This window comes from Streptomyces sp. NPDC028635 (assembly GCF_040637635.1).
In the GTDB taxonomy this organism is placed as follows: domain Bacteria; phylum Actinomycetota; class Actinomycetes; order Streptomycetales; family Streptomycetaceae; genus Streptomyces.
This window is the reverse complement of sequence record NZ_JBEZWX010000015.1, coordinates 144,244-169,890: the sequence shown is the minus strand read 5'-3', so window position 1 is coordinate 169,890 and position 25,647 is coordinate 144,244. Positions and strand designations below refer to the sequence as shown.

Genomic DNA, 25,647 nt, shown 5'->3' with positions numbered 1-25,647 from the left:
CGCCCGGTTACATTCCGAACCCGGAAGCTAAGCCTTACAGCGCCGATGGTACTGCAGGGGGGACCCTGTGGGAGAGTAGGACGCCGCCGAACAATTATTCAAAAGGGTTGGACCCCGAACTTCGGTTCCGGGTCCAACCCTTTTTTGTTTGCCGTCACTTGAGGTTCAGGTTCCACGTCGAGCATCGGTGGCATGGGTGCTGCTGCAATGCTCAGGGCCGCCGGTATCGGCGTGGGTGACGAGGTCGTCGTGCCGGCCTTCGGGAACGTGGAGGTCGCCGGTGCGGTGACCCTGGCCGGCGCACTGCCGGTGTTCGCCGACATAGACCCGGTGACGTACTGCCTGGACACGGCCGCCGTCGAAGCCGCCGTGACGCCGCGGACGGCTGCCGTCGTCGTCGTACACCGCTTCGGGCGGGTGGCCGAGCTGGGGGCGCTGCGGGCCCTCGGACAACGGCACGGGCTGCTGGTCCTGGAGCAGGGGGAGTCGGAGGCGCCGTACGACGAGGTCGCGCAGCGGCGGGAGCGGGCGGCCTATCTCGATGCCCGGCTGCGGGGGGTGTCGACCCCCGACGGCGGTGACGGGCACACCTATCAGCAGTACGTCGTGCGGGTGCCGGGCAACGGGCGGCCCGATCGTGACGCCTTCGCTCGCGCCGTGCGGTCCAAGGGAGTGGAGTGCCGGGTACCGGTGAAGACGCCGGTGCACCGGCTGCCGGAGTTCCGGCGGTGCGTGTCCTTGCCGGTGACCGAGCGGGCCGCCGACGAGACGCTTTCCCTGCCGGTCGACGCGGGGCTGACGAAACGGGACATGCAGCGCATTGTGGGTGCCTGTAATGCGCTCGGCGGGTTGCTGGCTCCGGCCTTCTGAACGAGTTTGGGAATCCCGGTTCGATCAGGGTATGCTTCATTCCGTTGCCGCGAGGGAAACCTCGGAAAAGTAACAAGCCCCTATAGCTCAGTCGGCAGAGCGTCTCCATGGTAAGGAGAAGGTCAACGGTTCGATTCCGTTTGGGGGCTCCACCGGAAAAGCCCCCCGCCCGATGGGCGGGGGGCTTTTTCATGTCCGCCCCCGTGTGCGGTTCTCTTTTCAGTCCGCGTGCGGCTCCGGCACGCGCATCGCCAGGATCGCCATGTCGTCCGAGGGGGCGTCCGACGCGAAGCGCTCCACCGCCCGCATGATGCGTGCGGCGACCGCGCCGGCCGTCAGGCCCGTGCACGTGGTCAGGACGTCGGCGAGGCCGTCGTCGCCGAGCATGCGGGTCCCCTCCCGGCGTTCCGTCACGCCGTCCGTGACACAGAGCAGGACGTCGCCCGGGTCGAGCGTCACCGTCTGCTCGTACAGCTCCAGGTCGTCCATGACGCCGAGCAGCGGCTGGGGCTCGGCTGCCGCCTCCACCGTGCCGTCCTGGCGCAGACGCAGCGGGAGCGGGTGGCCGGCGCAGACCACCTTCAGTTCGGCGCTGCCGTCCTCCTGGGGGCGCATCTCGCCGTACAGGAGGGTCAGGAAGCGGCTGCGGGCGCCCTCGTCGAGGATCGCGGAGTTCAGGCGCTCCAGGACGGCCGGCCCGCTCAGGCCCTCGCGGGCCAGCAGGCGCAGGGCGTGCCGGGCGAGGCCGGTGACGGCGGCGGCGTTGGGGCCCGTGCCGCAGACGTCGCCGATGGCGAAGCCGTAGGCGCCGTCGCTGATCGGGAACAGGTCGTAGAAGTCGCCGCCGACCTCGTTGCCCTCGCCGGCCGCGCGGTAGATGACCTCGACCTCGACGCCGTCGATGTGCGGCAGCTCCGGCGGCAGGAGGCTGCGCTGGAGGGACTGGCTGATGGCCGTGCGCTCCGAGTACAGGCGGGCGTTGTCCAGGGCCAGGGCGGCCCGGCGGCTCAAGTCCTCGGCGAGTTCCAGGATTTCCTGGCGGAAGTGCTCGTCGGTGGGCTTGCCCAGGGTGAGCATGCCGATGACGCGGTTGCGGGCGACCAGCGGCAGCACGACCGTCTCGCCGCCGAGCGCGGAGGCCACGGCGAGCGTGGGGCCCATGCCGGAGGCGATCTGGTGGATGGGGCCGCCGGTGAGGCCGAGGCTGCGCATGGAGCTCCGCAGGGCCGTCTGGTGGGCGGTCTCGCCGGGCGTGCTCCACACGCGGGCGCCGGGGGTGGGCACCGGGTCCGGCGGGTCGATCTTGGAGAGCAACGACTTGATGCCGTCGATGAGTTCCTCGTCCTCGTGCAGGACGTACGACAGATACGGCTCGGAGGCCTGGTCGGCGATCGTGTAGACCGCGCACCAGGTGGCCAGGGTCGGGACCGTCATCTGGGCCATGAGGGCGAGGGTCTGGTCGCGGTCCAGGGTGCCGGCGAGGAGGTCGGAGGCCTCGACGAGGAAGCTGAGGGAGCCGCGGCGCAGGCGCTCCAGCTCGCCGAGGCGGGCCGACTCCACGGCCAGCGCGATGCGGTCGGCGGCGAACTGCAGGCGCAGCGCCTCTTCGTTGGAGTAGCGGCCCGGGGCTTCGGCGGCGACGCCGAGGGAGCCGGTGAGGCGGCCCTCGACCTTGAGCGGGACGGTGACGACGGAGCGCATGCCGGTGCCGTTCAGCAGGGGGACGGCGCCGGGGACGGCCGTGAGGTCGTCGTGGACGGCGGGCATGCGGGCGGAGCCGTAGCGGCCGGGGCCCGCCTCGACGGGGACGCGCGCGAAGCGCTGGCGGGCGGAGGGCAGGCCGGTGGAGGCGCGGACCTCCAGCTCGGTCTCGTCGTCGGTGGCGAGCAGCAGGAAGGCGGAGTCGCCGTCGAGCATGTCGCGGGCGCGTTCGACGGTGCGCTGCAGGAGGCCGTCGAGGTCGTCGGGGGCGGGGGAGCCGATGAAGGCGTCGAACGGGTCGTTGTTCTGTCCGTCGGCGGTGGCCGGGTCGGTGGCGGGGGCCCGCAGGGGCGTCTGCAGAACGGCGCGTTCGTGATCGCGGACCAGGAGGCAGACGGTGGAGGGCTCGCCGGAGGTGTCGCGCACGCGCAGGTGGGAGGCGTAGACGGGGATGACGCGGCCGTCGGCGCCGCGGATGCCGTAGCTGCCCTCCCAGCGGGAGAGCTGGAGCGCCTCGGCGATGCCGGTGCCGGTGCCGGGGGTCTGCGGCCAGGCGGCGAGGTCGGTGAGGGGCTTGCCGGTGACCTGGTCGGCGGCGTATCCGAAGAGTTCCTCGGCGTCCTCGCTCCAGGCGCTGATCGCGCCGCCGCGGTCGATCTGGACGACGGCGACGCGGATCCGGCCGTCGGCGATCGGCAGCAGCTCGGCGGGCAGGGCCGGGCCGGCGGTGCGGGTGCCGACGGGGCGGGCGGGCAGGTCGAGCTGGAACCAGACGTTCTTGTGGGTGGGCGTGTACTCCACGCCCCAGCGGCCGGCCAGGGCCGCGCACAGCTGGAGGCCGCGGCCGCCCTCGCGGTCGGGGCTGCCCATGTTCACGGCGGCGCTCTGGACGGGGATCTCCCGCTCGGGGTAGCGGTCGGAGACCTCGATGCGCACGCCGTCCTCGGTGCGCAGGCACAGCACGTCGGCGTGGGTGCCGGCGTGGACCACGGCGTTGGTCACCAGTTCGCTGGTCAGGACGACGGCGTCGTCCACGATGTCCGCGAACCCCCAGCCCTGGAGGGTGTCGCGGACGAACGAGCGGGCGGTCGCGACCGATCGCCCGACAGGCTCGAAGCTGGCTGCCGCGCGCGCGGTGATCACGAAACTCCTCGGCCGGTCGTCGACGTGCTGGGCTGCCCCCGCGTCGGGCTCGCTCCGCTGGTGCGGCGGGCGCGCGCTCGTCGGCCGGGGTTCCGGGGGTTGTGCCCCCGGGATCAGTCCGGTGGTCATGTCTGCGGCCGCCCCTCCGATGCCGGCTCGTACTGTGCCACCGCCCAGGCCGGACGGATCGGTGCGGCTGGACAGCCGCATGCAAGGGTACTTACCTTCCCCGTCCATCCGGATGCCGGTCAGCAGTGTTTCCGTCCGGAGGGTGTGCGGACGATGTGCGAAGCTGCCGAACTGTTATGGCCTGGTTCGGCGAGGGTGAAACACTGGGCAGGCTTCCGGTGAAGGTCCGGGCGGGCCGAGTGTCGTCCGGCCAGGGTGGGCAGCAGCCCGTTCGTGTGGTCTGCCGGCAACGGGCTGACACACGCGGTGGCACCTGGTACGCCAAAGCGGCGGGACCGGGGCACTACGAGCACGGCAGTAACGGTCGATCCCTGCGGGAGGGACACAGTGGAGTCTGGCGCAGCGACGCGGGGCACGAAGACGCGCGCGAAGGACCAGCGCACATCGCGGGGCGGGACGACCGTGGTGGACACGGCTGCCCTGAACCGGCTCCTGGCGGCTCTGGTGTCCATGCGTGACGGGAATTTCCGCAAGCGGCTCACGGTGTCCGGGGACGGCGTGATGTCGGAGATCGCGGCCGTGTTCAACGAGGTGGCCGACCGCAATCTGCATCTGACGGGTGAGCTGTCGCGGGTGCGGCGCATGGTGGGCCGTGAGGGAAAACTCACGGAACGGCTGGAGACGGGCGCCTGCGAGGGCTCGTGGGCGGCCGCCATCGACGCCTCCAACGATCTGGTCGACGACCTGGTGCGGCCGGTCTCCGAGGTCAGCCGGGTGCTGTCGGCGGTCGCGGACGGTGATCTGTCGCCGCGCATGGAGCTGCGGACGCAGACGCCGGAGGGGGCCGGGCATCCGCTGCGCGGGGAGTTCCTCAAGGTCTCGCGGACTGTCAACAACCTTGTCGATCAGTTGTCGACCTTCACCGACGAGGTCACGCGGGTGGCCAGCGAGGTGGGCACCGAGGGCAAGCTCGGCGGGCAGGCACGCGTGCGTGGTCTGTCGGGCTCCTGGAAGGACCTGACGGACTCCGTCAACACGATGGCGTCGCGGCTGACCGCGCAGGTGCGGGACATCGCCCTGGTGACGACGGCGGTCGCCAAGGGTGACCTGTCACGCAAGGTGACCGTGCACGTGGCCGGCGAGATGCTGGAGCTGAAGAACACCGTCAACACGATGGTCGACCAGCTCTCCGCGTTCTCCTCGGAGGTGACGCGGGTCGCCCGTGAGGTGGGCACCGAGGGCATCCTCGGCGGCCAGGCGCAGGTGCCGGGCGTGGACGGGGTGTGGAAGGAGCTGACCGACTCCGTCAACACCATGGCAGGAAACCTTACTGCCCAGGTGCGCGGGATCTCGGAGGTGACGACGGCGGTCGCCAGCGGTGACCTGTCGCGGAAGGTGACCGTTCCTGCGCGCGGTGAGGTCGCGCAGCTCGCCGACACGATCAACCAGATGACGGAGACGCTGCGGATCTTCGCCGACGAGGTCACGCGCGTGGCCAACGAGGTCGGTGCCGAGGGGCGGCTCGGCGGCCAGGCGAACGTGCCGGGCGCGGCCGGCACCTGGAAGGACCTCACGGACTCCGTCAACACCGTGTTCCGGAACCTGACGACGCAGGTGCGGGACATCGCGGCCGTGACGACGGCGGTGGCCAACGGTGATCTGTCGCAGAAGGTCACCGTGGACGTGGCCGGCGAGATGCTGGAACTGAAGAACACCGTCAACGGGATGGTGGACCAGCTCCAGGCGTTCGGTGCCGAGGTCACGCGCGTGGCGCGGGAGATCGGTGTCGAGGGTGAGCTGGGCGGTCAGGCGCAGGTGCCGGGGGCTGCGGGCACCTGGAAGGACCTGACGGACTCGGTGAACACCGCGTTCCGCAACCTCACCGGGCAGGTGCGCAACATCGCCCAGGTGACGACGGCGGTGGCCAACGGTGATCTGTCGCAGAAGGTCACCGTGGACGTCTCGGGCGAGATGCTCCAGCTGAAGAACACCGTGAACACGATGGTGGACCAGCTGTCGTCGTTCGCCGACCAGGTGACGCGGATGGCGCGGGACGTGGGCACCGAGGGCCGGCTCGGCGGCCAGGCCCGCGTGGACGGCGTGTCGGGCACCTGGAAGGAGCTGACGGACTCCGTCAACTTCATGGCGGGCAACCTCACCTCGCAGGTGCGGCAGATCGCGCAGGTGACGACGGCGGTGGCGCGCGGTGACCTTTCCCAGAAGATCGACGTGGACGCGCGCGGCGAGATCCTGGAGCTGAAGAACACCATCAACACGATGGTCGACCAGCTGTCCGCGTTCGCCGACCAGGTGACCCGGGTCGCCCGCGAGGTGGGCACCGACGGGCGCCTGGGCGGTCAGGCGCAGGTGCCCGGCGTGGCCGGCGTGTGGCGGGACCTGACCGATTCCGTGAACGGAATGGCAGGAAACCTCACCGCCCAGGTGCGCAACATCGCGCAGGTGGCCACCGCGGTGGCACGCGGTGACCTCTCCCAGAAGATCACCGTGGACGCGCGCGGCGAGATCCTGGAGCTGAAGAACACCCTGAACACGATGGTGGACCAGCTGTCGTCGTTCGCCCAGGAGGTCACGCGCGTGGCCCGCGAGGTGGGCACCGAGGGCATCCTCGGCGGCCAGGCGGAGGTGCAGGGCGTCTCCGGCACCTGGAAGGACCTCACGCAGTCCGTGAACGGCATGGCCAACAACCTGACCCTTCAGGTGCGGTCCATCGCCGAGGTCACCACCGCGGTCGCCAAGGGTGACCTGTCGAAGAAGATCACCGTCGACGCCAAGGGCGAGATCCTCGAGCTGGTGACGACCGTCAACACGATGGTGGACCAGCTGTCGTCGTTCGCCGAGCAGGTGACCCGGGTGGCCCGTGAGGTGGGTACCGAGGGCATCCTGGGCGGCCAGGCGCACGTACCGGGTGTCACGGGCATCTGGAAGGACCTCAGCGACAACGTCAACCTGATGGCGAAGAACCTGACCACGCAGGTGCGCAACATCTCCCAGGTGTCGGCGGCGGTCGCCAACGGTGACCTGACGCGGCAGGTGACCATCGAGGCGCGCGGTGAGGTCGCGCAGCTCGCCGACACCATCAACACGATGGTGAAGACGCTGAGTTCGTTCGCCGAGCAGGTCACCAAGGTGGCCCGTGAGGTGGGCACGGACGGCATCCTGGGCGGCCAGGCGCATGTGCCGGGTGTGGCCGGCACGTGGAAGGACCTCACCGAGTCGGTGAACCAGATGGCGTCCAACCTGACCGGTCAGGTGCGCAACATCGCGCTGGTCACCACGGCGATCGCCAAGGGCGACCTGAGCAAGAAGATCGACATCGACGCCCGCGGCGAGATCCTCGAGCTGAAGACGACGATCAACACGATGGTCGACCAGCTCTCCAGCTTCGCCGAGGAGGTCACCCGCGTGGCCCGCGAGGTGGGCACCGAGGGGCAGCTCGGCGGTCAGGCACGCGTGCGTGACGTCGACGGCACGTGGCGGGACCTGACCGAGTCCGTGAACGAGATGGCAGGAAACCTGACCCGGCAGGTGCGGGCCATCGCGCGCGTGGCCACCGCGGTGACCCGTGGTGACCTGAACCTGAAGATCGACGTCGATGCCTCCGGCGAGATCCAGGAGCTGCAGGACTACATCAACAAGATGATCGCCAACCTGCGGGACACCACGATCGCCAACAAGGAGCAGGACTGGCTGAAGGGCAACCTGGCCCGCATCTCGGCGCTGATGCAGGGGCGGCGCGACCTGGAGGACGTGGCCTCGCTGATCATGAGCGAGCTGACGCCGGTGGTCTCCGCGCAGCACGGCGCGTTCTTCGTCGCCATGCCGCTGATGGAGGGCAAGGACGTCTCCGGCGGCGAGGACGACTACGAGCTGCGCATGCTCGGGTCGTACGGCTACTCGATGGGGTCCATGCCGGCGTCGTTCCGGCCCGGTGAGGCGCTGGTGGGCACGGCCGCCGAGGAGAAGCGCGCGATCCTGGTGGAGAACGCGCCCAGCGGCTATCTGAAGATCTCCTCCGGGCTCGGTGAGGCGCCGCCCGCGCAGGTGATCGTGTTGCCGGTGCTGTTCGAGGGCAAGGTGCTCGGTGTGATCGAGCTGGCGTCGTTCACGCCGTTCACGCAGATCCAGAAGGACTTCCTGAACCAGATCGCGGAGATGATCGCGACCAGCGTCAACACCATCTCCGTCAACACCAAGACCGAGCAGCTGCTGAAGCAGTCGCAGGAGCTGACCGAGCAACTGCGCGAGCGGTCGGCGGAGTTGGAGCAGCGGCAGAAGGCGCTGCAGGCGTCCAACGCCGAACTGGAGGAGAAGGCCGAGCTGCTGGCGCGGCAGAACCGCGACATCGAGGTGAAGAACACCGAGATCGAGGAGGCGCGGCAGGTCCTGGAGGAGCGTGCCGAACAGCTCGCCGTCTCGATGCGCTACAAGAGCGAGTTCCTCGCCAACATGTCGCACGAGCTGCGCACCCCGCTGAACTCGCTGCTGATCCTGGCCAAGCTGCTCGCGGACAACGCCGAGGGCAACCTGTCGCCGAAGCAGGTGGAGTTCGCCGAGACCATCCACGGCGCCGGATCGGACCTGTTGCAGCTGATCAACGACATCCTGGACCTGTCGAAGGTCGAGGCGGGCAAGATGGACGTCTCGCCGACCAGGATCGCGCTGGTGCAGCTCGTGGACTACGTGGAGGCAACGTTCCGGCCGCTGACCGCGGAGAAGGGCCTGGACCTGTCGGTGCGGGTCTCGCCGGAGCTGCCCGCCACGCTGCACACCGACGAGCAGCGGCTGCTGCAGGTGCTGCGCAATCTGCTGTCGAACGCGGTGAAGTTCACCGACTCCGGTTCGGTGGAGCTGGTGATCCGGCCGGCCGGCACGGACGTGCCGCAGTCCATTCGCGAGCAGCTGCTGGAGGTCGGCTCGCTGACCAGCCCCGACGAGCCGTTGATCGCGTTCTCGGTGACCGACACCGGCATCGGGATCGCGGCCAGCAAGATGCGGGTGATCTTCGAGGCGTTCAAGCAGGCCGACGGCACGACCAGCCGCAAGTACGGCGGTACGGGCCTCGGGCTGTCTATCTCGCGGGAGATCGCGCAGCTGCTTGGCGGCGAGATCCACGCGCAGAGCGAGCCGGGGCGCGGTTCGACGTTCACGCTGTACCTGCCGCTGCACATGAGCGAGCTGCCGCCGCAGGGCTACCAGCAGGCCGCGCCGGCGCTCGGGGGCGGTGACCTGGGGGCGTCCCGGAACGGGGCCCGGGAGCTGTCCGGCCCGGACTTCGAGACGCCGGCCGAGGTGAAGTCGTACCACGAGACCCAGAACGGCGCCGCGGCGCTCTTCCGGCGCCGCCGCCGGGCCGCGTCCGCGGCGCTGGAGCAGCGTCCGGCGGCCCAGCCCGAGCAGTGGCCCGGGACGGGCTCCGGTGCGGCCGGGATCTCGGGGAGCGAGCAGGAGGGGGCGCCGCAGCCGCGCCGCGGCATCCGCTTCGGTGGCCAGAAAGTGCTGATCGTCGACGACGACATCCGCAACGTCTTCGCGCTGACGAGCGTTCTGGAGCAGCACGGACTGTCGGTGCTGTACGCGGAGAACGGCCGCGAGGGCATCGAGGTGCTGGAGCAGCACGAGGACGTGGCGGTCGTCCTGATGGACATCATGATGCCCGAGATGGACGGGTACGCGACGACCACCGCGATCCGCAGGATGCCGCAGTTCTCCGGGCTGCCGATCATCGCGCTCACCGCGAAGGCGATGAAGGGCGACCGGGAGAAGGCCATCGAGTCCGGTGCGTCCGACTACGTCACCAAGCCGGTCGATCCCGATCACCTGCTGACCGTGATGGAGCAGTGGATGCGCGGGGAATGATCGGTGACGTTCACCGGGAGTCGCTGACAGAGGGCGCGCGTGGCTGTGTAGAAGTACGGCATCCGGGGAACCTTCTGGTCTCCCACTACGTTTCTGCTACGTGCACAGTGACATCGCGGTGACAGGGTGTGGCGACGGGCGGGGTGCAGCTACGATGACCGGCACGAGGACGGACGGCGCAAGGGAGTCGTCCAGTGGGGCGGCGCCCGGTGCTTCCCCAAGTCCTGCGGACAGGGGAGGCCCCAAGCCGGGGCGAGGAGGGCGGGCCATGGTGCAGAAGGCCAAGATCCTCCTGGTCGATGACCGGCCGGAGAATCTGCTGGCGCTGGAGGCGATCCTCTCTGCGCTCGATCAGACGCTGGTGCGGGCATCGTCCGGGGAGGAAGCACTCAAAGCGCTGCTCACGGACGACTTCGCGGTCATTCTGCTGGACGTCCAGATGCCGGGCATGGACGGCTTCGAGACGGCCGCGCACATCAAGCGGCGGGAGCGCACCCGGGACATCCCGATCATCTTCCTCACCGCGATCAACCACGGCCCCCACCACACCTTCCGCGGTTACGCGGCGGGCGCGGTCGACTACATCTCCAAGCCGTTCGACCCGTGGGTGCTGCGGGCGAAGGTCTCCGTGTTCGTCGAGCTGTACATGAAGAACTGCCAGCTGCGCGAGCAGGCGTCGCTGCTGCGGCTGCAGTTGGAAGGCGGCGGCAAGGGCGGTGTGGCCGGCAAGGAGTCGGCCGGGCTGCTCGCGGAGCTGTCCGCGCGGCTCGCCGCCGTCGAGGAGCAGGCCGAGGCGCTGTCCAAGCAGCTGGACGAGGAGTCGGCCGACGCGGCCGCGGTCGCCACGGCGGCCCACCTGGAGCGCAAACTCACCGGGCTGCGCCGGGCCCTGGACGCCCTGGAGCCGGGCACCGGCAGCGGCGGCTCCCCGGTGCCCCCGCAGAGCTGACGCGCACGAGGTGCGGAACGACGCGTGCGCTGCGCCCCGTTGCGTATGAGCACGCGTCAGTTCCCCGTGGCGTCCCGCAGGTCGTTCCGCTTGCCGTCAAGCACGTCGGCTGTCCCGAAGTCCGCGGCGACACGAACGGGTGAAGCAGTGGGCACACGTGTCCGCTGTCGTCTCCACCGGTAACCTCACACCCATGGCCTCACGTCCCTCCGCAGCCAAGAAGCCGCCCGCGAAGAAGGCGGCCGCTCCCGTGAAGGCTCCGGCGAGGAAGGCCGTCGCGAAGAAGGCACCGGCCAAGAAGGCGCCCGCCCGCAAGGCCGCGGTGAGGAAGCCCGTGGCCAAACCGGCGCCGAGTCCCACCGGGGGCCTGTACCGCGTGGTGCGCGCGCTGTGGCTGGGCGTGGCGCACGCCGTCGGCGCCGTCTTCCGCGGCATAGGGCAGGGCGCGAAGAACCTCGACCCCGCCCACCGCAAGGACGGCATCGCGCTGCTGCTGCTCGGTATCGCGCTGATCGTCGCCGCGGGCACCTGGGCCGATCTCAAGGGCCCGGTCGGCGACCTGGTCGAGATCCTGGTGACCGGCGCGTTCGGCCGGCTGGACCTGCTGGTGCCGCTGCTGCTCGGCGCGATCGCCGTGCGCTTCATCCGCCACCCGGAGCAGCAGGACGCCAACGGCCGGATCGTGATCGGCCTGTCCGCGCTGGTCATCGGCGTGCTCGGACAGGTCCACATCGCCTGCGGCTCGCCCGCCCGCAGCGGCGGCATGCAGGCCATAAGGGACGCCGGCGGCCTCATCGGCTGGGCGGCGGCCACCCCGCTGACGTACACCATGACCGAGGTCCTCGCCGTACCCCTGCTGGTGCTGCTGACGGTGTTCGGACTGCTGGTCGTCACGGCGACCCCGGTCAACGCGATCCCGCAGCGGCTGCGGCAGCTCGGCATGAAGCTGGGCATCCTGCCCGACCCGGCGGACGACGAGTACGCCGAGTACGGCGAGTACACCGACGACGACGAGCGCTACGACGAGCAGTGGCGCGAGGCGCTGCCCGCGCGCCCCCGCAGGCGCTCGAGCGCCCCCCAGGGATACGACCCCGAGAGCGCCGAACAGGAGGCGCTCGCCCGGCGCCGCGGCCGCCCGCGCCGCTCCGCCGTGCCGCAGCCCGCCCCGGACCGTCAGCTGGACGCCGTGGACATCGCCGCCGCTGCCGCCGCCGACCTCGACGGCGCGGTCCTGCACGGCATGCCGCCCTCGCCGATCGTCGCCGACCTGACCCAGGGCGTGCGCGTCGGCGACCGCGAGGACACCACCCCGACACCCACCCCCACCCCGGCCCCCGCACCGGCGTCCACCCCCGTGCCCGCCGCGCGGCCCCAGCCCGGCAGGCGCACCCCCCAGCCGGAACCCGCCGAGCCCGCCGGGGGCAGGTCCGCGGTCCCCGACCTCACCAAGACACCGCCCACCGAGCCGCGCGACCTGCCGCCGCGCGCCGAGCAGCTCCAGCTGTCCGGTGACATCACCTACGCGCTGCCCTCGCTCGACCTGCTCATAAGGGGCGGCCCCGGCAAGGCGCGCAGCGCGGCCAACGACGCCGTCGTCGAGTCGCTGACCACCGTCTTCACCGAGTTCAAGGTCGACGCGCGCGTGACCGGCTTCACGCGCGGCCCGACGGTCACCCGCTACGAGGTCGAGCTGGGCCCGGCCGTCAAGGTCGAGCGGATCACCGCGCTCACCAAGAACATCGCCTACGCCGTGGCCAGCCCGGACGTGCGGATCATCAGCCCCATCCCGGGCAAGTCCGCGGTCGGCATCGAGATCCCGAACACCGACCGGGAGATGGTCAACCTCGGCGACGTGCTGCGCCTCGCGGAGTCCGCGGAGGACGACGACCCGATGCTGGTCGCCTTCGGCAAGGACGTCGAGGGCGGGTACGTCATGCACTCGCTGGCGAAGATGCCCCACATGCTGGTCGCCGGCGCCACCGGCTCCGGCAAGTCGTCCTGCATCAACTGCCTGATCACCTCGGTCATGATGCGGGCGACCCCGGAGGACGTGCGGATGATCCTGGTCGACCCCAAGCGGGTCGAGCTGACCGCGTACGAGGGCATCCCGCATCTGATCACGCCGATCATCACCAACCCCAAGCGGGCCGCCGAGGCGCTGCAGTGGGTCGTGCGCGAGATGGACATGCGCTACGACGACCTCGCGGCGTACGGCTACCGGCACATCGACGACTTCAACCGCGCCGTGCGCGAGGGCAAGGTCAAGGCGCCGGAGGGCAGCGAGCGGGAGCTGCAGCCCTACCCGTACCTGCTGGTGATCGTCGACGAGCTGGCCGACCTGATGATGGTCGCGCCGCGTGACGTCGAGGACGCGATCGTGCGCATCACCCAGCTCGCGCGCGCGGCCGGCATCCACCTGGTGCTCGCCACCCAGCGTCCGTCCGTCGACGTCGTCACCGGTCTGATCAAGGCGAACGTGCCCTCGCGGCTGGCGTTCGCCACGTCCTCGCTGGCCGACAGCCGCGTCATCCTCGACCAGCCGGGTGCGGAGAAGCTGATCGGCAAGGGCGACGGGCTGTTCCTGCCGATGGGCGCGAACAAGCCGACCCGTATGCAGGGCGCGTTCGTGACCGAGGAGGAGGTCGCGGTCGTCGTCCAGCACTGCAAGGACCAGATGGCGCCGGTCTTCCGGGACGACGTCGTCGTCGGGACCAAGCAGAAGAAGGAGATCGACGAGGACATCGGCGACGACCTGGACCTGCTGTGTCAGGCGGCCGAGCTGGTGGTCTCCACGCAGTTCGGGTCGACGTCCATGCTCCAGCGCAAGCTGCGGGTCGGCTTCGCCAAGGCCGGCCGGCTGATGGACCTGATGGAGTCGCGCAACATCGTCGGCCCGAGCGAGGGCTCCAAGGCGCGGGACGTGCTGGTCAAGCCGGACGAGCTGGACGGGGTGCTGGCGGTGCTGCGGGGGGAGTCCGAGGGCTAGGCCCGGTGCCGGGGCCGCCCGGGTGGTCCTGGCGGGCTTCACCCGGGCGGTCGGTGCGCTGCGCCCGAGTGGGCGGACGCGTTTCGCCCGGGTGGCCGACTGCCGCTCGACCCGGTCCAGGGGGCCGGTTTTCCCCCGGACGGCCGGGTGGGTTGCACCCGCGTGGTCGATCCGCTTCGCCCGGGCGGACTCTCCGTGACTCACCCGTTAGAGAACCCCGGGCAACCGTTTCCCTTCCTCACACGTCAAGTTGAGCGAGAGGACGGGTAGGGGTTTCATCATGGGCTCCGCGCCCGGCCCGTCATCGGTGTGTCCGGCCATACCGATGGCGTACAAAGTCCCACCGCCCGGTTGCCTCACCCTTTCGTACCCCCCCTAGACTGAACCTCCAGCACAGGTGGCTACACGCTCGAAAGGCGCCCCCGTGTCCCTCGGCAACTCCCCTGAAGACGAGCGTCCCTTCGAAGACGGTCGCGAGGAAGCCGGCCTCTCCGTCGGCCGTGCCCTGCGGCAGGCCCGTATCGCCGCCGGACTGACCGTCGACGACGTCAGCAACGCCACCCGGGTCCGTATCGCGATCGTGCACGCGATCGAGGCGGACGACTTCGCCCCCTGTGGCGGCGACGTCTACGCCCGCGGCCACATCCGGACCCTGGCCAAGGCCGTCCACCTCGATCCCGAGCCCCTGATCGCCCAGTACGACGCCGACCACGGCGGGCGTCCCGCGCCCACGCCCGCGGCGCCCCTCTTCGAGGCGGAACGTATCCGCCCCGAGCGGCGCGGGCCGAACTGGACCGCCGCGATGGTCGCGGCGATCGTCGTCGTGATCGGTTTCGTCGGCTTCACCTTCGTCAAGGGCGGCGGCGACAGCGGCGCCGGCCAGCAGGTCGCCGAGGGCTCCGAAGCCGCCACCAGCGCGCCCGCCGCGCCGAAACCGGCCAGGACCAAGCCCGCCGACCAGAAGCCGGAACCCTCCGACAGCGCCATCGCCGCCGCCCCGCAGGACAAGGTGACCGTCCAGGTCAGCGCGACCGACGGGCGCAGCTGGATCCAGGCCAAGGACCACAACGGCCGGCTCCTCTTCGACGGGCTGCTCAAGCAGGGCCAGTCCAAGAGCTTCCAGGACAGCACCAAGATCAACCTCGTGCTCGGTGACGCGGGGGCGATCCAGCTCTACGTCAACGGCAAGAAGATCGAGGACGACTTCCAGCCGGGCGCCGTGGAGCGCCTGACCTACACCAAGGGCGACCCGCAGGTCGGCTAGGCGACGGCACGCGACGCAGCGCAAGGGGCTGGCCAAGATCGGCCAGCCCCTTCGACATGGGGTGCCGGTGGGACGAAGTAGTCTTGAGCCCATGCCTGAACGCCGTACCGTCGCACTCGTCACCCTTGGCTGCGCCCGTAACGAGGTGGACTCGGAGGAGCTCGCAGGCCGTTTGGAGGCGGACGGCTGGCAGCTCGTGGAGGACGCCTCGGACGCCGACGTCGCCGTCGTGAACACCTGCGGCTTCGTCGACGCCGCCAAGAAGGACTCCGTGGACGCCCTCCTGGAGGCCAACGATCTCAAGGGGCACGGCAGAACGCAGGCCGTCGTGGCGGTGGGCTGCATGGCCGAGCGGTACGGCAAGGAACTCGCCGAGGCCCTGCCCGAGGCCGACGGCGTGCTCGGCTTCGACGACTACGCGAACATCTCGGACCGCCTCCAGACCATCCTGAACGGCGGCATCCACGCCGCGCACACCCCGCGCGACCGGCGCAAGCTGCTGCCGATCAGCCCGGCCGAGCGCCAGGAATCGGCCACCGCGGTGGCCCTGCCCGGGCACGGCCCGGCCGACCTGCCCGAGGGCGTGGCCCCGGCCTCCGGTCCGCGCGCACCCCTGCGCCGCCGCCTGGACGGCTCCCCGGTGGCCTCCGTCAAGCTCGCCTCCGGATGCGACCGGCGCTGCTCGTTCTGCGCCATCCCGTCCTTCCGCGGCTCCTTCATCTCCCGCCGCCCGAGCGACGTGCTGAACGAGACCCGGTGGCTGGCCGAGCAGGGCGTGAAGGAGATCATGCTGGTCTCCGAGAACAACACCTCCTACGGCAAGGACCTCGGCGACATCCGCCTGCTGGAGTCGCTGCTGCCCGAGCTGGCCGAGGTCGACGGCATCGAGCGGGTGCGCGTCAGCTACCTCCAGCCGGCCGAGATGCGTCCCGGCCTGATCGACGTGCTGACCTCCACCCCGAAGATCGCCCCCTACTTCGACCTGTCCTTCCAGCACTCGGCGCCCGACGTGCTGCGCGCCATGCGCCGCTTCGGCGACACCGACCGCTTCCTCGAGCTGCTCGACACCATCCGCAGCAAGGCCCCGGAGGCGGGCGTGCGCTCCAACTTCATCGTCGGCTTCCCCGGCGAGTCGGAGTCCGACCTGGCCGAGCTGGAGCGCTTCCTGAACGGCGCGCGGCTGGACGCCATCGGCGTCTTCGGCTATTCCGACGAGGACGGCACCGAAGCGGCGACGTACGACAACAAGCTCGACGAGGACGTCGTCGCCGAGCGGCTGGCGCGGGTGTCCCGGCTCGCCGAGGAACTCGTCTCCCAGCGCGCCGAGGAGCGCGTCGGCGAAACCGTGCACGTCCTGGTCGAGTCCGTCGACGAGGAGGAGGGCGTGTACGGCCGTGCCGCGCACCAGGCGCCGGAGACGGACGGCCAGGTGCTGCTCACGAGCGGCGAGGGGCTCAGCGTCGGTCGTATGGTCGAGGCGAAGGTGGTCGGTACGGAAGGTGTCGACCTGGTGGCCGAGCCGCTGGCGTGTCCTGAGGAGGCGGGCAGATGACGGGTGTCCCGGCGTCGTCCGCCGCGGGCGGCTCCTCCCAGGCGAAGGGGGCGCCGGTGCCGTCCGGCTCGGACGCCTCCGGCGCATCGGCGGGGGCCCGCTCGCCGCGCGGCGGCAAGATCGCCGCTGCCGCCGTCAACCAGGCGAGCGTGTGGAACGTCGCCAATCTGCTGACCATGCTCCGCCTCCTGCTCGTGCCGGGCTTCGTCGCGCTGATGCTGGCCGACGGCGGGTACGACCCGGCGTGGCGGTCGCTGGCCTGGGCCGCCTTCGCCATCGCCATGATCACCGACCTGTTCGACGGGCATCTGGCGCGCACCTACAACCTCGTCACCGACTTCGGGAAGATCGCCGACCCCATCGCCGACAAGGCGATCATGGGGGCGGCGCTGATCTGTCTGTCCGCGCTCGGTGATCTGCCGTGGTGGGTCACGGGCGTGATCCTCGGCCGGGAACTCGGCATCACGCTGCTGCGTTTTCTGGTCATTCGCTACGGCGTCATCCCGGCCAGCCGGGGCGGAAAGCTGAAGACGCTCACCCAGGGCGTCGCCGTCGGCATGTATGTGCTGGCGCTCACGGGGTGGCTGGCCACCCTGAGGTTCTGGGTGATGGCCGCGGCGGTCGTTTTGACTGTGGTGACCGGTCTGGACTACATCAGACAGGCCATTGTGCTGCGGCGGCAGGGAATCGCCGAGCGCCAGGCGGCGTTGGAGGAGAAGGAAGCGTGACGTTCCCGGCCACCGACGTGGTGCGACTACTGACGGTGAGGGGCGAGACCCTGGCGGTAGCCGAGTCGCTGACGGGCGGGCTGGTGGCAGCGGAGATCACCGCGGTGCCCGGAGCGTCCAAGGCGTTCCGCGGTTCGGTGACGGCGTACGCCACCGAGCTCAAGCAGGAACTGCTTGGCGTGGACGCCGCCCTGCTGGCCGAGCGGGGAGCGGTGGACGCGCAGGTCGCGGCCCAGATGGCGGCCGGCGTGCGCAAGGCGCTGGGTGCCGACTGGGGCATCGCGACCACCGGCGTCGCCGGTCCGGAACCGCAGGACGGGCAGCCCGTCGGCACGGTCTTCGTGGCCGTGGACGGCCCCCGCGGCGCCGATTCCGGTTCCGCCGGTGGCGGAAAAGTGGAGCCCCTGCGGTTGAACGGCGACCGTGCGGAAATTCGTAGAGAGAGTGTACGGAGCGTGCTCGAGCTGCTTCTGAAGGAGCTTGCGGGCGAACAGACCGGGAATGAGCGGGCACAGGATACGGAACAGAACGGGGGGTTTTGATGTTTGCAGCCCTGAGTGAACACGACATCGCTCCCCGCACGGCCGCGGCGCGAGGCGGTACGGTGGGGCGAGAAGGATGCGGCTACGCGGTCCGAGGAGGGAGCCACCGATGATTCTGCTCCGTCGCCTGCTGGGTGACGTGCTGCGTCGGCAGCGCCAACGCCAGGGCCGTACTCTGCGCGAAGTCTCCTCGTCCGCCCGAGTCTCGCTCGGCTATCTCTCCGAGGTGGAGCGGGGGCAGAAGGAGGCTTCCTCCGAGCTGCTCTCCGCCATCTGCGACGCGCTGGACGTACGGATGTCCGAACTCATGCGGGAAGTGAGCGACGAACTCGCCCTCGCCGAGCTGGCCCAGTCCGCTGCGGCCACCCCGAGCGAGCCTGTGCCCACATCGGTCCGCCCGATGCTGGGATCTGTGTCGGTGACCGGCGTGCCACCGGAACGGGTGACCATCAAGGCGCCCAGCGAAGCGGTGGACGTCGTCGCCGCCTGACACACCTGTCCGTGGCCCCGGCCGGGGCTTCTCCGGAGCGAACGGAGAAGCGCGGTCGGGGTTTTTGCGTACCCGCGACCTCTGTGGTGCGGCGTTCGACGGTCGTTTTGGTCCATTTGCCCGTCCTGGATGGGGCCGTCATGGTGGAGGGGACGACCGGGTGAACCAACGGAGGCGTGGATGAACGTCGTGAAGAGCCCCCTGTCCGACACCGACCTGAAGACCGTCGGCGACGCCCTGCAGGGCGCGCTCGTCGACCTGGTGGACCTGTCACTGGTCGCCAAGCAGGTGCACTGGAACGTGGTCGGGCCGCGGTTCAGGTCCGTGCACCTCCAGCTGGACGAGGTCGTCGACAGTGCGCGCACCCACATGGACACCGTCGCCGAGCGGGCGTCCGCGCTGGGCGTGTCGCCGGACGGCCGGGCCGCCACGGTGGCCGCCGGCAGCGGCCTCGGCCAGGTCACCGAGGGCTGGATCAAGGACACGGACGCGGTGCGGACCCTGGTGGAAGCGCTCGGCGCGGCGATCACCCGGATGCGGGAACGCGTGACGTCGACGGCCGAGCCCGACCCGGTCAGCCAGGACATCTTCATCCAGATCACCCAGGATCTCGAGAAGCACCACTGGATGTTCCAGGCCGAGAACAGCTGACGGCCGGCTCCCGAGGTGCCCCGATGTGCCGCTCGCGCGCCCCGGCTGTGCCCGGGGCGGCCTTCCGGCGTCCGGCTGGAGGGGGTGGTGGCATGGCGGGGCGAACACCGCGCTGGGGCTCCATAGCGCGCTGCGGGGCCGGGGCGGGCCTCGCGGCGGTGTGGTGGTGGGCTGTTCTGCGGCTCGCCCTCAGCCCTGCGGCAGGGGCCCTGGAGGGCGCCGTGGTGGCCGGCGGCTGGGGGCTGAGTGTGCTGCCGGTGCACTGCGTGCCCAAGAGAAGGGCTGCGGGGGCCGTGCGTGCGGGGCGATGGCGGGAGGCGTGGCGCGGGAGCGCGGGGGGCGGGAGCGAGGCTGGCAGGAGCGCGGGGGGCGGCAGCGCGGCGGGCGGCAGCGCGGGGGGCCCGGGGGGCTACGAAGCGGCGGATGTCGGAGGGGACCCTGTGGATCCCGAGGCGTCACCCCTTCGGTCGGGCGAGGAGTCCGGCCCGTTGTGAACGCCGACGCATGGCCGGCCGGGTGGGGCGCGGGTCTGGAGTCGGGGAGGACGCGTGCCGGGCGCCGGGGAGGGCGCGGGCCGGGTGTCGGGTAGCGATCGGGGACGACGCGGGCCGGGTGCCGGGTGGTGTTCGGGCTGGGCGCGGGCCGGGTGGCGCTAGGTCGCTGAGGCCGGTGCCGGGTCGTCGCGCGGTCGTGGGTCCCGGGGGCGTCAGGGGGTTGTGCGGTACCGGTGGCCGCGGCGTGGGGCCGGGCTGGGGGCCGGGCCCGCCTGGCACCTGGGACACCAGTACGTCGGGCGCTCACGGGACCCGTCGCCCTGGTCGGCCACCCGGATCGAGGTGCCGCACCGCAGACAGGGGCGCGGCGCACGGCCGTAGACGAACAGGTCCTGGCCGCGCTGCCCGGTCGTGGCGCGGATGGGGCGGTCGCGGTTGACCTCCAGCAGCTTCTTGGCCAGCGCGGGCAGCTGCGCGGCGCGCTCGGCGGGCAGGGCGCCGACCGGGAGCCATGGAGTGACGCCCAAAAGGAAGCAGAGCTCGCTCTTGTAGACGTTGCCGATGCCGGCGAGATTGCGCTGGTCCAGCAGGGCCTCGCCGAGCGGGCGCGCGGGGTCCCGCAGCAGGTTCGCCAGGGCGCGGTCGCCGTCCCAGTCGGGACCCAGCAGGTCGGGTCCGAGATGGCCGACGAAGCGTTCCTCCTCGGCGGTGCGCACAAGATCCAGCACCGGCAGGCGGTAGCCGACGGCCGTACGCTCGACGGTGCCCAGGATCGCGCGGATCTGGTGCCCTGGACCGCCGCTCCAGCGCTGGCCGGGGGCGTAGACCTTCCAGGAACCGTCCATCCTCAGGTGCGAGTGCAGGGTCAGGCCGCCCTCGACGCGGGTGAGCAGGTGCTTGCCGCGCGAGGTGACGTCCAGGACGGCACGGCCCGTGAGGTCGACCGTGGCGTACCGGGGGACGCGCAGGTCGCTGCGGGTCAGCACGCTGCCCGCGAGGGCCTCGTGCAAGCGCCTCGCGGCCTGCCAGACCGTGTCACCTTCGGGCATGGGTCAAGGGTGACACGCGCCTCCGTCAGGCCCGTAGCCGAAGGCCGCGGGGAGTCGCGATGAACCCCGCCCCTTCCAGGAGGGTGCCGAAGGGCGAGGTCAGGGCGGAGGCGCCGTTGACGCGCTCCACCGTGACCGTGCCGAGCGAACCGGCGCGGGCCGCCGCCGCCAGGGCCTCCGCCGCCGCCCGCAGACGCGCGTCCTCGGTCGCCTCGGCGTCCGGCTCGGCGGGCCAGGCCAGCAGGGTCTTGCCGCCGCGCTCCATGTACAGCGCCAGCTCACCGTCGACCAGCACCACGAGTGAGCCGGCCTTGCGGCCCGGTTTGTGTCCGGCGCCCGTGGGCGGCTCCGGCCAGGGCAGGGCGGCGCCATACGCGTTGGCCGGGTCGGCGGCGGCGAGGACGACGGAGCGGGTGGCGGCCGCGGGGTCGGTGCGGCGGTTGCCGTAGGTGCCGTACGTGCCCTGGTTGCCGGAACGGCGGTCGTACCCGGGTGCCGAGCCGGTACCGGTGTCGTAGCCGCCGCCGTAGCCGTCGTACGGCGTGCCGGTGCCGTGGCCCGAGCCGCCGCCTCTGGGACCGCCGGCGCCCGGGGACGCGAAGTCGCGCGGGGAGACGTAGTCGCCGGGGGAGGGCGGGAAGTCCGGGAAGTCGGAGAACTGCGTGCCGTCGGGCGGGCCGAAGGCCTTGGCCCAGTCGGCGTCGGAGGCGGGGAAACCGTCGGATCCCGGAGCATCCGGGCTGCCGTGGCCGTCGCCGCCGGGGGCGCCGAAGCCCGCGGGGGCCGCCGCCCTAGCGGCGTCACCGCGCTCGCGGGCGTTGGCCACCGCGCGGAGCCGGTCGACCGCGCCGTCCATGGCGAACTGCGCGGCGCCGAGACCCTCCACCACGTACCCGCGACGGGCCTGGCCGCTCTCCTCGAACACGGACAGGACGCGGTAGACCGCCGAGAAGCCGCCTTCGACGCCCTCCGCGCCGACGGCGCCCCGCGTCACCACGCCGTGCCGGTCGAGAAGTGTGCGGGCCAGGGCGTGGGCGCGGACCGTGGCATCCGGCTCCTGCGCCGGGAGCAGGGACCAGCGCCCGGCGACGGTGGGCGGCCCACCGCGCGAGGCGGGACGGGCCGCAGCGGTCAGCGAGCCGTAACGGCCGCGCGGGACCGCGCGTTTGGCGCGGTGGGCGGTGGAGCCCGCGGTGCGGCCGGAGCCCAGCAGGGAACGCATCGGGGCGAGGGTGTCGTTGGTGAGGCGGCCGGACCAGGCCAGGTCCCACAGCACGTCGGCCAGTTGGGGATCGGTGGCGTCGGGGTGGGTGGTCGCACGCACCTGGTCGGCGATCTGACGGAAGAACAGGCCGTAACCGCCGGACAGCGCGCCCAGGACCGACTCGTGCAGAGCGGTCAGCTCCAGCGGGTGGGGCGGCGGCAGGAGCAGCGGGGCCGCGTCCGCCAGATACAGCGAGACCCAGCCGTCCTTGCCGGGCAGCGCCCCCGCGCCGGCCCAGACGATCTCTCCGGCGGCGGTGAGTTCGTCCAGCATCGCCGGGGTGTAGCCGTTGACCCGGGACGGCAGGACGAGCTTCTCCAGCGCGGACGCGGGCACGGACGAGCCCTGCAACTGCTCGACGGCACGCACCAGTCCGTCGACGCCCCGCAGGGAGTGGCCCTTGCCGATGTGCTGCCACTGCGGCAGGAACTGGGCCAGCGCGGCCGGCGGCACCGGCTCCAGCTCGTGGCGCAGGGCGGCCAGGGAACGGCGGCGCAGCCGGCGCAGCACGGCCGCGTCACACCACTCCTGGCCGATGCCGGCCGGGTGGAACTCGCCCTGGACGACCCGGCCGGCCCCCGCCAGCCGCTGCAGGGCGCCGTCGGTGACCGCGACCCCCAGCCCGAACCGCGCGGCGGCGGTGGCCGAGGTGAACGGGCCGTGGGTGCGGGCGTAGCGGGCGAGGAGGTCGCCGAGCGGGTCCTTGACGGGCTCGGTGAAGGCCTCGGGGACCCCGACCGGCAGCGCGGTGCCGAGCGCGTCGCGCAGCCGGCCCGCGTCCTCGATCGCCGCCCAGTGGTCCCGGCCGCCGATGCGGACCCGGATGGCCCGGCGGGCCGCGGCGAGTTCCTGCGCCCACGCGGGTTCGGCGCCGCGCTCGACCAGCTCCGCGTCGGTGAGCGGGCCGAGCAGGCGCAGCACGTCCGCGACGCCCTCGACGTCCTTGACGCGCCGGTCCTCGGTGAGCCACTGCAGCTCCCGCTCCAGCTCGGTGAGCACCTCGGCGTCGAGCAGCTCGCGCAGCTCCGCCTGGCCGAGCAGCTCGGCCAGCAGCCGGGAGTCCAGCGACAGCGCGGCCGCGCGGCGCTCGGCGAGCGGGGAGTCGCCCTCGTACAGGAACTGGGCGACGTACCCGAAGAGGAGGGAACGGGCGAACGGGGACGGCTCCGGGGTGGTCACCTCGACCAGGCGCACCTTGCGGGACTCCAGGTCGCCCATCAGCTCGGTCAGGCCGGGGACGTCGAAGACGTCCTGGAGGCACTCGCGGACCGCTTCCAGGACGATCGGGAACGAGCCGAACTCGCTCGCCACCTCCAGCAGTTGCGCGGCGCGCTGGCGCTGCTGCCACAGCGGGGTCCGCCGCCCGGGGTTGCGGCGCGGCAGCAGCAGGGCGCGGGCGGCGCACTCGCGGAAGCGGGAGGCGAACAGGGCGGAGCCGCCGACCTGATCGGTGACGACCTGGTCCACCTCGCCCTTGTCGAAGACGACGTCCGCGGCGCCGACCGGGGCCTGGTCGGCGTCGTACTCCGTGCCCGCCTTCGACGGCTGCTGGTCGAGCAGCTCCAGACCCATGAGGTCGGCGTCCGGCAGCCGCAGCACGATGCCGTCGTCGGCGTGCATGACCTGCGCGTCCATGCCGTACCGCTCCGCGAGGCGGGAGCCGAGCGCGAGCGCCCACGGCGCGTGCACCTGGGCACCGAAGGGGGAGTGCACCACGACCCGCCAGTCGCCGAGCTCGTCACGGAAGCGCTCCACGACGATCGTGCGGTCGTCGGGGATGTGACCGCAGGCCTCCCGCTGCTCGTCCAGATACGCCAGGACGTTGTCCGCGGCCCAGGCGTCCAGGCCGGCCGTGAGCAGCCGCAGCCGTGCGTCGTCCCGGTCGAGGGAGCCGACCTCGCGCAGGAAGGCGCCGACCGCGCGGCCCAGTTCCAGCGGACGGCCCAGCTGGTCGCCCTTCCAGAAGGGCAGCCGGCCCGGCACGCCCGGCGCCGGGGAGACCAGTACGCGGTCGCGGGTGATGTCCTCGATGCGCCAGGAACTGGTGCCCAGCGTGAAGACGTCACCGACCCGCGACTCGTAGACCATCTCCTCGTCCAGCTCGCCGACCCGGCCGCCGCCCTTCTTCGGGTCGGAGCCGGCCAGGAACACCCCGAACAGGCCGCGGTCGGGGATCGTGCCACCGGAGGTCACGGCCAGACGCTGCGCGCCGGGGCGGCCGGTGACCGTGCCGGCGACGCGGTCCCACACCACGCGCGGGCGCAGCTCGGCGAACGCGTCGGACGGATAGCGGCCCGCCAGCATGTCGAGCACGGCGGTGAACGCCGACTCCGGCAACGACGCGAAGGGCGCGGCGCGGCGCACCACGGTGAGCAGGTCGTCGACCTGCCAGGTGTCCAGCGCGGTCATGGCGACGAGCTGCTGGGCGAGGACGTCGAGCGGGTTGGCGGGGACCTTCAGCGACTCGATGGACCCGGAGCGCATCCGCTCGGTGACCACGGCCGCCTGGACCAGGTCGCCCCGGTACTTGGGGAACACCACGCCCGTGGACACCGCGCCCACCTGGTGGCCGGCGCGGCCGACGCGCTGCAGACCGGAGGCGACCGAAGGCGGGGACTCGACCTGCACGACGAGGTCGACGGCGCCCATGTCGATGCCCAGCTCCAGACTGGAGGTGGCCACCACCGCGGGCAGCCGGCCCGCCTTCAGGTCCTCCTCGACCAGAGCGCGCTGCTCCTTCGACACCGAGCCGTGGTGGGCGCGGGCGATGACCGGTGGGGCGCCCTGCGCCGCGCCCGAGCCGCCCATCAGCTCGGCCGGCGCGTGGTGCTCGTCCAGCGTCTCGCCGGTCGCCCGCTCGTAGGCGATCTCGTTGAGCCGGTTGCACAGGCGCTCGGCGAGGCGGCGGGAGTTCGCGAAGACGATCGTGGATCGGTGGGACTGCACCAGGTCGGCGATCCGCTCCTCCACGTGCGGCCAGATCGAGGGCCGCTCCGCGCCTTCGGAGGCGTCGGCCGCCGGGGAGCCGCCCAGTTCGCCCATGTCCTCCACCGGCACGACCACCGACAGGTCGAACTCCTTGCCCGATTCCGGCTGGACGATCTCCACCTTGCGGCGCGGCGACAGGTAGCGGGCGACCTCGTCGACCGGACGGACGGTCGCCGACAGGCCGATCCGGCGGGCCGGCTTCGGCAGCAGCTCGTCCAGCCGCTCCAGGGACAGCGCGAGATGCGCCCCGCGCTTGGTGCCCGCGACCGCGTGCACCTCGTCCAGGATCACCGTCTCCACGCCCGCCAGCGCGTCGCGCGTGGCAGACGTCAGCATCAGGAACAGCGACTCCGGGGTGGTGATCAGGATGTCCGGCGGACGCGTGGACAGCGCGCGGCGCTCGGCCGGCGGGGTGTCACCCGAGCGGATGCCGACCTTCACCTCCGGCTCCGGCAGGCCCAGGCGGACGGACTCCTGACGGATGCCGGTCAGCGGGGAGCGCAGGTTGCGCTCCACGTCGACGGCCAGCGCCTTCAGCGGGGAGACGTACAGCACCCGGCAGCGCTTCTTCGGATCGGCCGGGGGCGGGGTGGAGGCGAGCTGGTCCAGGGCGGCGAGGAACGCGGCCAGGGTCTTGCCGGAGCCGGTCGGGGCGACCACCAGCACGTCCGACCCCGCACGGATCGCCTGCCACGCCCCCGCCTGGGCGGCCGTGGGCGCGGAGAAGGCACCCGTGAACCAGCCGCGGGTCGCGGGGGAGAAGCCGTCGAGGGCCGGATGGGCGGAGCTGACCATGCGTCCATCCTGCACCCACCCACTGACAACGGCGCTGAGCTGCGGTGACGCTCGGCGGGTCCGGGCAGTGGGCGGGCGGGGTAGCGGCGGTTCCGGGGGAGGCGGGGAGTTCGGCTCGGGTGGGCGTGAGGGTGACGGTGAGTGGGTGGGGCGGGGCTGCCTTGTCCCGTCGCCC

14 protein-coding genes, 1 tRNA gene and 1 rRNA gene are annotated in these 25,647 nt (G+C 71.7%); 13 read left to right on the top strand and 3 right to left on the bottom strand.

Going from position 1 to position 25,647, the window contains the following annotated elements; genetic code table 11:
* The 3 genes from rrf to AB0E88_RS18895 form a co-directional block, all read left to right on the top strand.
* Positions 1-92: ribosomal RNA gene (gene rrf / locus AB0E88_RS18905) — 5S ribosomal RNA — on the top strand; the annotation flags it as partial.
* Positions 93-207: 115 nt separating this feature from the next.
* Positions 208-870, top strand: a complete 663-nt coding sequence (locus tag AB0E88_RS18900) for a DegT/DnrJ/EryC1/StrS family aminotransferase (RefSeq protein WP_361631656.1) — start codon at positions 208-210, stop codon at positions 868-870.
* A gap of 76 nt (positions 871-946) precedes the next feature.
* Positions 947-1,022, top strand: a tRNA-Thr gene (locus AB0E88_RS18895).
* Positions 1,023-1,089: 67 nt separating this feature from the next.
* Here the strand turns inward: AB0E88_RS18895 and AB0E88_RS18890 are convergent.
* The gene (locus AB0E88_RS18890) at positions 1,090-3,843 is read right to left on the bottom strand and encodes a SpoIIE family protein phosphatase (RefSeq protein WP_361631640.1); all 2,754 of its coding nucleotides are present in this window, start codon (positions 3,841-3,843) and stop codon (positions 1,090-1,092) included.
* Between the two features lie 387 nt (positions 3,844-4,230).
* Between AB0E88_RS18890 and AB0E88_RS18885 the strand changes: the two genes are divergently transcribed.
* The 10 genes from AB0E88_RS18885 (at position 4,231) to AB0E88_RS18840 (ending at position 19,376) form a co-directional block, all read left to right on the top strand.
* Positions 4,231-9,720, top strand: a complete 5,490-nt coding sequence (locus AB0E88_RS18885) for a HAMP domain-containing protein (RefSeq protein ID WP_361631638.1) — start codon at positions 4,231-4,233, stop codon at positions 9,718-9,720.
* Between the two features lie 268 nt (positions 9,721-9,988).
* Positions 9,989-10,669, top strand: a complete 681-nt coding sequence (locus tag AB0E88_RS18880; protein WP_361631636.1) for a response regulator — start codon at positions 9,989-9,991, stop codon at positions 10,667-10,669.
* 193 nt (positions 10,670-10,862) lie between these two features.
* Complete coding sequence (locus AB0E88_RS18875; protein WP_361631634.1) at positions 10,863-13,655, top strand: DNA translocase FtsK; 2,793 nt, start codon at positions 10,863-10,865, stop codon at positions 13,653-13,655.
* 424 nt (positions 13,656-14,079) lie between these two features.
* Entirely contained in the window at positions 14,080-14,919 is an 840-nt protein-coding gene (locus tag AB0E88_RS18870) for a RodZ domain-containing protein (protein ID WP_361631632.1), read from the top strand.
* Positions 14,920-15,010: 91 nt separating this feature from the next.
* Complete coding sequence (gene rimO, locus AB0E88_RS18865; protein ID WP_361631630.1) at positions 15,011-16,471, top strand: 30S ribosomal protein S12 methylthiotransferase RimO; 1,461 nt, start codon at positions 15,011-15,013, stop codon at positions 16,469-16,471.
* The gene (gene pgsA, locus AB0E88_RS18860) at positions 16,468-17,199 is read left to right on the top strand and encodes a CDP-diacylglycerol--glycerol-3-phosphate 3-phosphatidyltransferase (RefSeq protein WP_361631628.1); all 732 of its coding nucleotides are present in this window, start codon (positions 16,468-16,470) and stop codon (positions 17,197-17,199) included. The genes rimO and pgsA overlap by 4 nt, the downstream gene beginning before the upstream one ends.
* On the top strand, positions 17,196-17,741 hold the full coding sequence (locus tag AB0E88_RS18855) for a CinA family protein (RefSeq protein ID WP_361631626.1): 546 nt from the start codon (positions 17,196-17,198) through the stop codon (positions 17,739-17,741). Before pgsA ends, AB0E88_RS18855 begins: the two co-directional genes overlap by 4 nt.
* A gap of 109 nt (positions 17,742-17,850) precedes the next feature.
* Positions 17,851-18,231 (top strand): helix-turn-helix transcriptional regulator, encoded by a 381-nt coding sequence (locus AB0E88_RS18850; RefSeq protein WP_062700236.1) that lies wholly within the window; start codon positions 17,851-17,853, stop codon positions 18,229-18,231.
* A gap of 180 nt (positions 18,232-18,411) precedes the next feature.
* Complete coding sequence (locus tag AB0E88_RS18845; protein ID WP_361631623.1) at positions 18,412-18,882, top strand: DNA starvation/stationary phase protection protein; 471 nt, start codon at positions 18,412-18,414, stop codon at positions 18,880-18,882.
* A 92-nt stretch (positions 18,883-18,974) separates the two neighbouring features.
* Positions 18,975-19,376, top strand: coding sequence for a hypothetical protein (locus AB0E88_RS18840; RefSeq protein ID WP_361631621.1), 402 nt, complete (start codon positions 18,975-18,977; stop codon positions 19,374-19,376).
* A 212-nt stretch (positions 19,377-19,588) separates the two neighbouring features.
* On the opposite strand, the gene AB0E88_RS18835 is transcribed toward AB0E88_RS18840, so the two are convergent.
* Entirely contained in the window at positions 19,589-20,425 is an 837-nt protein-coding gene (locus tag AB0E88_RS18835; RefSeq protein ID WP_361631619.1) for a DNA-formamidopyrimidine glycosylase family protein, read from the bottom strand.
* Positions 20,426-20,450: 25 nt separating this feature from the next.
* Positions 20,451-25,472 (bottom strand): ATP-dependent helicase, encoded by a 5,022-nt coding sequence (locus tag AB0E88_RS18830; protein ID WP_361631617.1) that lies wholly within the window; start codon positions 25,470-25,472, stop codon positions 20,451-20,453.
* Positions 25,473-25,647: the final 175 nt, after the last annotated feature.

Bases quoted from the DNA above. Each gene is read 5' to 3' on its own strand.
- AB0E88_RS18900 (WP_361631656.1), top strand. From the start codon at position 208: ATGCTCAGGGCCGCCGGTATCGGCGTGGGTGACGAGGTCGTCGTGCCG.
- AB0E88_RS18890 (WP_361631640.1), bottom strand. From the start codon at position 3,843: ATGACCACCGGACTGATCCCGGGGGCACAACCCCCGGAACCCCGGCCG.
- AB0E88_RS18880 (WP_361631636.1), top strand. From the start codon at position 9,989: ATGGTGCAGAAGGCCAAGATCCTCCTGGTCGATGACCGGCCGGAGAAT.
- AB0E88_RS18875 (WP_361631634.1), top strand. From the start codon at position 10,863: ATGGCCTCACGTCCCTCCGCAGCCAAGAAGCCGCCCGCGAAGAAGGCG.
- rimO (WP_361631630.1), top strand. From the start codon at position 15,011: ATGCCTGAACGCCGTACCGTCGCACTCGTCACCCTTGGCTGCGCCCGT.
- pgsA (WP_361631628.1), top strand. From the start codon at position 16,468: ATGACGGGTGTCCCGGCGTCGTCCGCCGCGGGCGGCTCCTCCCAGGCG.
- AB0E88_RS18850 (WP_062700236.1), top strand. From the start codon at position 17,851: ATGATTCTGCTCCGTCGCCTGCTGGGTGACGTGCTGCGTCGGCAGCGC.
- AB0E88_RS18845 (WP_361631623.1), top strand. From the start codon at position 18,412: ATGAACGTCGTGAAGAGCCCCCTGTCCGACACCGACCTGAAGACCGTC.
- AB0E88_RS18840 (WP_361631621.1), top strand. From the start codon at position 18,975: ATGGCGGGGCGAACACCGCGCTGGGGCTCCATAGCGCGCTGCGGGGCC.
- AB0E88_RS18835 (WP_361631619.1), bottom strand. From the start codon at position 20,425: ATGCCCGAAGGTGACACGGTCTGGCAGGCCGCGAGGCGCTTGCACGAG.
- AB0E88_RS18830 (WP_361631617.1), bottom strand. From the start codon at position 25,472: ATGGTCAGCTCCGCCCATCCGGCCCTCGACGGCTTCTCCCCCGCGACC.